Below are 8,151 nucleotides of genomic sequence, written 5' to 3'. Positions count from 1 at the left end.
TCGCGCGCCGGGCGGCGCTTGTTCATCATCCCCACGATCTGGCCCACGGCGATGCCCGTGAGGTCGCCCGCGGTGCGGTGGTTGGTCTGCGAGTGCTTCCAGATGCGGTTGTTGGCCTCGGCCACGGCCATGAACTGGAGCGGCATGGGCAGCGGGTCGGGCGCGTCGTCCGCCTCCCACGCCATCGTGTACGTGGTCTTCAGCTGACGCGCGGGCTTCCCGGTCAGGCAGCGCGAGCGCAGCGTGTCGCTCGAGGTGGCGGCCAGCAGCTTCTCGATGAGCGACTCGGCCTCCTCCGACTCGTTGGTGGTGAGCCAGATGGAGCCGGTCCACGCGCCCTGCGCGCCGAGGCACAGCGCGGCGGCGAGCTGACGGCCCGTCCCCACACCACCGGCGGTGAGCACCGGGGTGGGCGCGACGGCGTCCACGCACTGTGGCGTGAGCACCATGCTGGCCACCTCGCCCGTGTGGCCGCCGGCCTCGGTGCCCGACGCGATGATGATGTCCACGCCCACCTGCTTCTGCTTGCGCGCCTGCTCGGGCGTGCCCACCAGCGCGCCCACCAGGATGCCCTGCGCGTGGGCCAGCTCGATCACGTCTTCCGGGGGAGGCCCGAGCGCGTTCACCAGCAAGCGGATGGGGTGCTTCATGGCCACTTCGAGGTGCGCGCGCCCGCCGCCCGCGGACCAGCCCAGCATCTCGGAGAAGCCGCCGAAGCCCTCGGGCAGCTCGGGCACCTCGTGCTTGGCCAGGAGGTCGTTCAAGAACTTCGAGACCTCGGGCGGGATCATCTTCTTGAGGTCCACGTTGCTCATGTCGCCCGCCTCGCGGCCCACGTACTTCGCGGGGATCACGATGTCCACGCCGTAGGGCCGGCCGCCCGTGTGCGCGTCGATCCACGTGAGCTCTTCGTCGAGCTGCTCGGGCGTGAAGGTGAGCGCGCCCAGCACGCCGAAGCCGCCCGCGTTGGTGACGGCCGCGACCACGTCACGGCAGTGGCTGAACGCGAACAGGGGGAACTCGATGCCGAGGGTCTCGCAGATGGGAGTGCGCATGCAGGAAGGGGTCTCCAGGGAATGTTTACACTAAGTATACATGGGTTCAGCCGCTCTGCACCGTGAAGCCGAGCTGCATGAAGTCGGCGGGCAGCGGCGCGGTGGCGACGATGGGTGGCCTTGCCCGCGCCGCGCTGCACGGTGAGCGCGGCTGCGTGCAACATGGTTCGGGACACGCGGGGGTCGGCCTTGCCGTAGGTCGGATCGCCCAGCAGCGGAGCGCCGAGGCCAGCGAGCGCATGAACGCGGATCTGGTGCGTGCGGCCGGTCACGGGCTGGAACCTCACCAGCGTGATTCCGTCTCTCATCATCAGGCGCTGCCAGTGCGTGGTGGCCGGCTTGCCGCGGGGCGAGGGGACCATGCGCCAGCCGTCCTGCTCGCTGCTGATCTTGGTGAGCGCCAGCTCGATGGTGCCAGCGTCGCCAGGCACTTCGCCCGCCACCAGCCCGAGGTAGGTCTTCTCCACCTGCCGCGCTTCGAAGGCCGCGGAGAAGCGCCGGAGCGCGCTCGGGTTGCGGGCCAGCAACAGGCATCCCGATGTGTCGTGGTCCAGCCGGTGCACGGGCACGGGTGCGCGCTGAAACCCCAGCTTGAGCGTATGAAGGCGGTCCTCGATGCAGGGACCGCCAGCGCGCGGGCGGTCGAGCGGCAGACCGCCGGGCTTGTCGATCACCAGCGCTTCGCCGTCTTCGAACAGGATGGAGAACTCAGTCAAGGTGCGCGTACGGTGCCACGCCGAGCTACGGAGCGCTGGCCTGGTCGGTACGCAGCGCCCACAGCGGCCGATTGCTGCCCGTGCGAGGCCACATGTCGAGGACGCTGACGGGCGACCCGCTGGGCACGTTCTGCGACACCAGCATGCGGTGCACGTCGCCCACGTGGAACGCGGTCACGTTACCGGAGCCCGCGCGGTAACGTGCGCGCGGCAGCTCGGGGCAGCCGTGAATCACGTCCCACGTGTTGCCGGGCGGGCCGTACAGCGGGCGCTCGCCCACGACCTCCAGCACCTCGTAGCGCATCACCACGGCCACGTGCAGTCTTCCGCAGTGAGGCGGGTTGGGGGTGCCCAGGTCGATGAGACGCGCCACCACCGTGGTGGGCGGCTGGGCTGCGATTCGCGCTTGTTCGTCCGGGCGCAGGGGTCGCGCAGCCACCGACACGGCCACCAAGGACCAACTCACCAGCACGGCGGTGGTGACGGCGAGAGCGCGGGAGTGCATTCCCTACAGCATACGCCAACGAAGCCGTCGGCCTCCCTCTCGCGGGAGCGCGAGCACCCCGCCCCGCGCAGGTGTGTTCGACATGGGTCGCCACTCGAGCTGGGCCATCCTCTGCAGGAGGATGTGCCCGAGTACCCTCTGCAGAGCTTGGTCTGCCTTCGACCACGCAGTCCGACCCCCGAGGGGCGGACTTTCGGCAGGTCCAGGCCTGGTCTGCTGCCCCCGGCTTCCAGCCGGGGGTGCCCATTGAACCTTGCAGCAAGGCGAATCCGCCCCCGAGCCAGATCTCGCGAATCCTCAGCCTGCGCTCACGGCTTCGGCACGCGGATGGTGCTGATCATCAGCGACCCGGACACCGCGAAGAGCAACACCAGCGGGTGCAGCTGCCAGCCCAAGTCCACCACGCCGAACCACAGCGAAGCACCGATGCGCTCCTGCCAGGTGGCGACGGCCAGCACCACCACGAGCGCGAGGCTGGTGGGGATGGGGGTGCCCTCGAAGTGACTGACCTTGCCTTCGTCGCCGGTGAGCGACTCCGCGGTGACGTTGTAGCGAGCCAGCCGGCTCACGCCGCAGCAGACGAAGTAGGAGAGGATCAGCCAGTCCCAGCCGCCCTGCATGCCGCACGCGTAGGCCAGCGCGGCAGGCGCCACGCCGAAGGAGATGACGTCCGAGAGCGAGTCGAGCTCGCGACCCAGGACGGACGACGTGTGGCGCGAGCGGGCGATGCGACCATCGAGCGCGTCGAACACGAAGGCGATCGGGATCAGGCCCATCCCGAGCAGCAGATCGCCCTGCCTCCCGTCTTGCAGGAAGCGCAGCGCGGCGAAGATCGCCCCGGTGCCGCAGAAGGCGTTCCCGAGCGTGAACCAGTCGGCGAGATGGAAGTCTCGGATCATCGAGAAGCGGCGCTTCGTGGTCATCGAGGGGCAACCTACGTCTCCGGTCCCCACTCGTCCACCGCCACGCGCGGGAGCTCGCGATGCTTCCCGGCTTGCGGTCCACCGCGACATAGCGACAATGCCGACATGCGCAAAGGCGACACCCTCACGCTGGACGTGACCGCGCTCGACGAGTCGGGCGACGGCGTGGCTCAGCTAGGAGGTCACGCCGTGCACGTGGTCGCGGCGTTTCCGGGCGAGCGCGTGTCGGCGCGCGTGGACTACGTGTCGAAGCGCGGGCCCATGTCGCACGCGCACTTGCTCGAGGTGCTGAACCCACACCCCGCACGCAAGACCGCGCCCTGCGCGCAGCACCCGTCCCGCGGTGGGCGCTGCACCGGCTGCACCATGATGCCGCTCACCGTGGGGGCACAGCGCGCGGCGCTCCGTCAGTACCTAGAGAGCGAGCTGGGCCTGCACGTGGGCGACGGGGCGACGCACGGCGCGCTCGAGGGCGAGGGCTCCGCCGGCTACCGCTACTCCAGCAAGCGCGTGGCGTTCGGCGGCCCCGGCCGCGTGCGCCTGGGCAGCTTCATCCGCGGCACGCACCGCGTGGCCTACATGGACGGCTGCATCGTGGAGCACCCCAGCATCGGCCGCGCGGTGGCCGCGGTGGAGCGCGCCGTGCAGGCGCTGAACGTGGGGGCCTACGACGAGCGCACCGATCAGGGCCTCTTGCGCTACGTGTGGTTCAAGACCGACGGCGAGCGCGTGCTGTGCACGCTGATCATGAGCACCGAAGACCTGGACACTGCGATGCGCATCGCGAGCGCGCTCGACCCGCACGACGTGGCGGGCGTGGCGCTGAGCGTGCAGTCCGGCACCGGCAACGCGGTGCGTGGGACGCCAGCGCTCCCCGTGCGTGGTCGTGCGGAGCTCACGCTGCGCGTGGCGGGCGTGCCCATCCCGGTGGGGCCGCTCGGCTTCTTGCAGCCCAACCCCGAGGTGGCCGGACAGTGCTACCGCGCGCTGGTGGACGGCGCGCAGGGCAAGCTGGCCTTCGACCTGTACGCCGGCGCGGGCATCACCACGGTGCTGCTGCGCGAGCACTTCACGCAGGTGGTGCCTGTGGAGGCCTACCCCGAGAGCGCCGCCATGCTGGGCGTGTCTCCCAGCAGCGTGGAGCAGTTCCTGGCGGGCTATCAGGGCGACGCGCCCGAGCTGGTGGTGGCCAACCCCCCGCGCAAGGGGCTGCGCACGGAGGTGTGCGCGGCGCTGCGGCGCGTGGCCCCGCGCGAGATCCGCATCATGAGCTGCGGCCCCAAGGGCCTGCGCCGTGACCTCGACCAGCTGTGCGCCGAAGACGGCCCCGGCGCGCGCTACCGGCTGGTGGAGCTGCGCGGCTTCGACACGCTCCCGCACACCCCGCACATCGAGCTGGTGGCGCGCCTCGAGCGCGTGGACCCCTCGGTGTCGGCGTGACGCGAGCGCGTGCGCTGCGCAGGGTGTCCTCGCTCGCCGTGCAAGCCCTGCTCCTGCTGACGCTGCCGCTCACACTCACGCTCACGGGATGCCTGGACGAGGACCTGCTGCGGGAGCTCTTCCCGGAGGCCCCCAGCAGCAGCGCTCCAAGTGCCCAGGTGCCCAGCGTCTCCCCGCCCGGCGAGCCGGTGCCCAGCGTCGAGTCCCCCCGCGCCGCTGAGCACGCCGCCGGCTCCGCCGACCCGGTGCTCGCGCGCCTCGCCCAGAAGCCGCTGCGCTACACCCAGCACGGCCGCTGTCGCATGGCCTGCCGCCACATCACGGAGGCCGAGGTAGAGGCCCTGCTCGAAGACGGCCACATCGCCCCCGACCGCACGCGCACCGATGGCGAGTGCGTGTCCTACGCGGTCGAAGGCCACACCGACGACGGCCAAGAAGTGCGCATCGTGTATGCCGACTGCGATCGCGAGACGCGCGTGGTCACCACCATCGACCTCGGCCGGGACTGGCCGTGCGAGTGCCGGTAGCCCGGCCGCCGATTGCGCTTCGCGCGCGGTATCGATAACAATCGGGGCTCTCGAAGGAGGACTCCCTTGAGTCGCATCGCGCTCTCTCTCACGGTCCTGTCCACGGTGCTGCTCGCCTCCGCTTGCGGGTCCGACGGGTCCAGCTTCGGTGGCGGCATCCCGCCGGCTACGTTCGTGGTCACCAACCCGGGCACGGGCGATACGAACGACCTCCCGCTCGACCCGCTGGTCACGGGAACACGCACGGGCTTGCGCACCGTCGTCGGCCCCACGGCCAACGGCCTGATCGAGGTCGCCTACACGCTCGCCGAGGTGTCCGCCGAGGCCGGCGAGCGCTTCCTGCGGCACCACTCGTACTACCGTCGCGGCGAGCACGGCATCGAGTATCTCGGGACCACGGGCGCCTTGGTGGGCCGGAGCGCCAGTCGCAGCGTGCAGCCCATCCTGGTGGTCCCGAACGTGGTGCGGGAAGGGATGACGTGGACGACCGGCAACTTCGAGGTGACGGGGGAGCCGATCACGCTGTCGGTGACGGGGCGCTCGGAGGAAGAGACACCGTTCGGCCTGGGCGTGGTGTGGACCATCGAGTTCGAGAGCGACGTCCAGTCGTCCTTCGCGGACCCCATGCGCTTCCTCGAGGGGTACGGGATGCTCGCCGACTTCGGCGACCCGCTGCGTCGACGTCAGCCTCCGTTCGAGAGCTTCATCCTGCCGCAGGTGGAGCCGGCCACCGAGGGCGACGTGCGCACCGTGACGTCTCGTGCTGTGAGCGTGCCATCCGCAGGCGCTGGCTTCGAGGACAACTTTCGCGTGGAGGGTGTGACGGCGCTGGAGCGTCCGGACGGACGACGCCTCGTGGCCCTCGTTGGCGTCCAAACCGGGCTGGTCGCTCAGCTCCCGGCCGACGTGGATGCGGCGTTCTGCCTCGAATACGAGGCCGGCTCGTTCACCTCGGGCGGCCGGGTCGACCTCACGCGGCTGCCGGACTTCCCCTACACCGAGCTCTCTACGCCAGCGTACGATGGAACACCGTGCAACGGGCTGTTCGATCTGTCGGCCGTCGTGGAGCGCCCGTCGGACAGCGTCCAGCTGACCATCCCGCGACTCGGCACGGGCACGGTGGGCGCCTTTCGGAACAGCAACGGCTCGCTCTACTTCCCTTCCTTGTTCCTGGCTCGTGAAGACGACGACCCGTGGGTGCTCGTGGGGAACGCCGAGTCGTTCTTGCTGCACGGGCCCGAAGATGGGGCATCCGGCGTTCAGAATGGCGGGTTCTTTCCCCTCGGGACTGCCGTTCCCGCGGACTGGGGCTTGCTCACGGTCTTCGACTTCGACCGGACCACGGGCCCGGGCCGGCGCGACGGCTACTACTTCGCCCCTGCACTCGCGAACCTGAGCCACGACGACGACGTCTTCTATCACCTCACGCCGCGCGGGCTGCTCGCGCGCTCGTCGGTCAACATGAGTGGCGTCGGCCGCTTCGAGCCGCTCTTCGCCACGCTCGACGACGTGACCGTGCAGACGACGGAGGCCGGTGCGCAGCGTGTCCTGCTGACGACGCCAGACGGCATCGTGCGACGCGTGGTGCTCGACCGTGGAGCCGAGCATCTGGAGACGCTCGGTCGGGTCGCGCTGGTCGCTGGGGAGCAGCTGCGCGCCGCCATCGAAGTCGGAGACACCGGCGAGGTGCTCGTGTTCACGAACGACTTCTCGGGGCCGGTGCTGCTCGGCGGGAACGACTGCACGGGGTGCACACGGGTGCCCTACCAGCCCGCGCGCCTCCGAGTCCGTCTCGTCGAGTTCGGTTCCCCGGCGTCGCCGTATGCACCCCCTCCCGCCCTCAGCGTGACCGCGCGCAACACCGGCACCGACGTGGTCGTGTGCTGGGGACCCACCGACACGCCGTTGAACCCGTCGGGCTGGAGCTTGGGTGGCAAGCCGGTCACGGCCATCGCGCTGGCCGACGCGCCGTGCGCCATCGCCATCCGCAACCCCTCCACCACCACGGCGGAGCTCGCACTCCCCGGCGCGTACGCCCTCGAGGCGAACGTGCCTGACGTGGGCATGGTGCGCATCGCCCTACCAGAGCGCGACGCGCCGCAGCTGGGGGGCCCCGCCAGCATGCTCGGCGACCTCGCCATCACGCCACAGCTGCAGGTGTGGCACGTCGCCGGCTTCTCGTTCGGGGTAGCGCCGGCGGCGTTCGTCACTGCGAGCCTGCTCGACGACACCTCGGGGGCGTGGCTGCGTGATCAGTACGGAACGCTCATCCACCGCCGCGAGACCAACACCGTCCTCACGCCAGTGGGAGACTTCCCGGCCGGCTCCTACTTCGACCTCGCCGCACCGGTGCTCGGTGGCGGGGCGGTCGTGAGCGCGCGGCCGCTCGAGAGCGCGGCGTTCGCGGGTCCGGCGTACCTGCTCTCGCCCGACGGCACGGCCACGCGCTTGGCAGACTCCACGCCGACGAACCGCCAGGTGTGGCTCGCCAACGGTCGCTCCTGCGCCGTGGGGGTCGCCATCACCTGCTTCGCGCCCAACGCGCTCACGCCCGACATGACCATCACAGTGGCAGGCGTGGGCTTCGCGCAGTCCCAGCTGCGTTCGCTCGACACCACCACCGCCGTCGCGATCGCAGGCGGTGACGCGTACCGAGTCGATCTCGCGGCGGGCACGGCAACGCTCATTCCCGCCAACATCACGGGCCTCATCCAGCCCAACCTCACGCGCGGCCCCGGCGGTTCGCTTTGGGCAGCCGTCTGGGCCGCGCCCGAAGAGACGAGCCCCGCGCCAGTGCGCATCGCGCGTGTCCGCCCCGACGGAGTCGACATCTACGAAGTGGAAGCCCCGACCTACATGGAGTCGCCGGAGTCCGTGACGAGCGTGTACCCGGGTGAGAGCCTCTTTGCTGTGACGGCCGGCCCGTACACCATCCGGTTCGCGCCGCCCGCGGACTGACGTTCCAGCATCACGTCACTGCGACTG

Annotated in this window: 6 protein-coding genes and 1 pseudogene; 3 read left to right on the top strand and 4 right to left on the bottom strand. The window is 70.5% G+C overall.

Annotated features, from left to right (window positions below; translation table 11 throughout):
• From IPI43_24425 to IPI43_24410, 4 genes and pseudogenes are all read right to left on the bottom strand, one after another.
• Positions 1-1,055: nitronate monooxygenase (locus tag IPI43_24425; protein ID MBK7777231.1), on the bottom strand; the 1,055-nt coding region annotated here is incomplete at its 3' end.
• A 46-nt stretch (positions 1,056-1,101) separates the two neighbouring features.
• Positions 1,102-1,771 (bottom strand): annotated as a pseudogene (locus IPI43_24420) (RluA family pseudouridine synthase).
• Positions 1,772-1,796: 25 nt separating this feature from the next.
• The gene (locus IPI43_24415) at positions 1,797-2,276 is read right to left on the bottom strand and encodes a hypothetical protein (GenBank protein ID MBK7777230.1); all 480 of its coding nucleotides are present in this window, start codon (positions 2,274-2,276) and stop codon (positions 1,797-1,799) included.
• Positions 2,277-2,584: 308 nt separating this feature from the next.
• Positions 2,585-3,199, bottom strand: coding sequence for a phosphatidylcholine/phosphatidylserine synthase (locus IPI43_24410; GenBank protein MBK7777229.1), 615 nt, complete (start codon positions 3,197-3,199; stop codon positions 2,585-2,587).
• A gap of 105 nt (positions 3,200-3,304) precedes the next feature.
• On the opposite strand from IPI43_24410, the gene IPI43_24405 reads away from it, so the two are divergent.
• The 3 genes from IPI43_24405 to IPI43_24395 all read left to right on the top strand — a co-directional run bounded on the left by IPI43_24405 (position 3,305) and on the right by IPI43_24395 (position 8,124).
• Complete coding sequence (locus IPI43_24405) at positions 3,305-4,639, top strand: class I SAM-dependent RNA methyltransferase (protein MBK7777228.1); 1,335 nt, start codon at positions 3,305-3,307, stop codon at positions 4,637-4,639.
• Positions 4,636-5,166 carry a DUF4258 domain-containing protein gene (locus IPI43_24400; protein MBK7777227.1) on the top strand — a complete coding sequence of 177 codons (531 nt, stop codon included), beginning with the start codon at positions 4,636-4,638 and terminating at the stop codon, positions 5,164-5,166. The genes IPI43_24405 and IPI43_24400 overlap by 4 nt, the downstream gene beginning before the upstream one ends.
• 66 nt (positions 5,167-5,232) lie before the next feature.
• Positions 5,233-8,124 (top strand): hypothetical protein, encoded by a 2,892-nt coding sequence (locus tag IPI43_24395; protein ID MBK7777226.1) that lies wholly within the window; start codon positions 5,233-5,235, stop codon positions 8,122-8,124.
• Positions 8,125-8,151: the final 27 nt, after the last annotated feature.

The organism is Sandaracinaceae bacterium (assembly GCA_016706685.1).
Lineage (GTDB): Bacteria > Myxococcota_A > Polyangia > Polyangiales > Houyiibacteriaceae > JADJJE01.
This window is presented reverse-complemented; position numbering and strand designations above follow the sequence as displayed.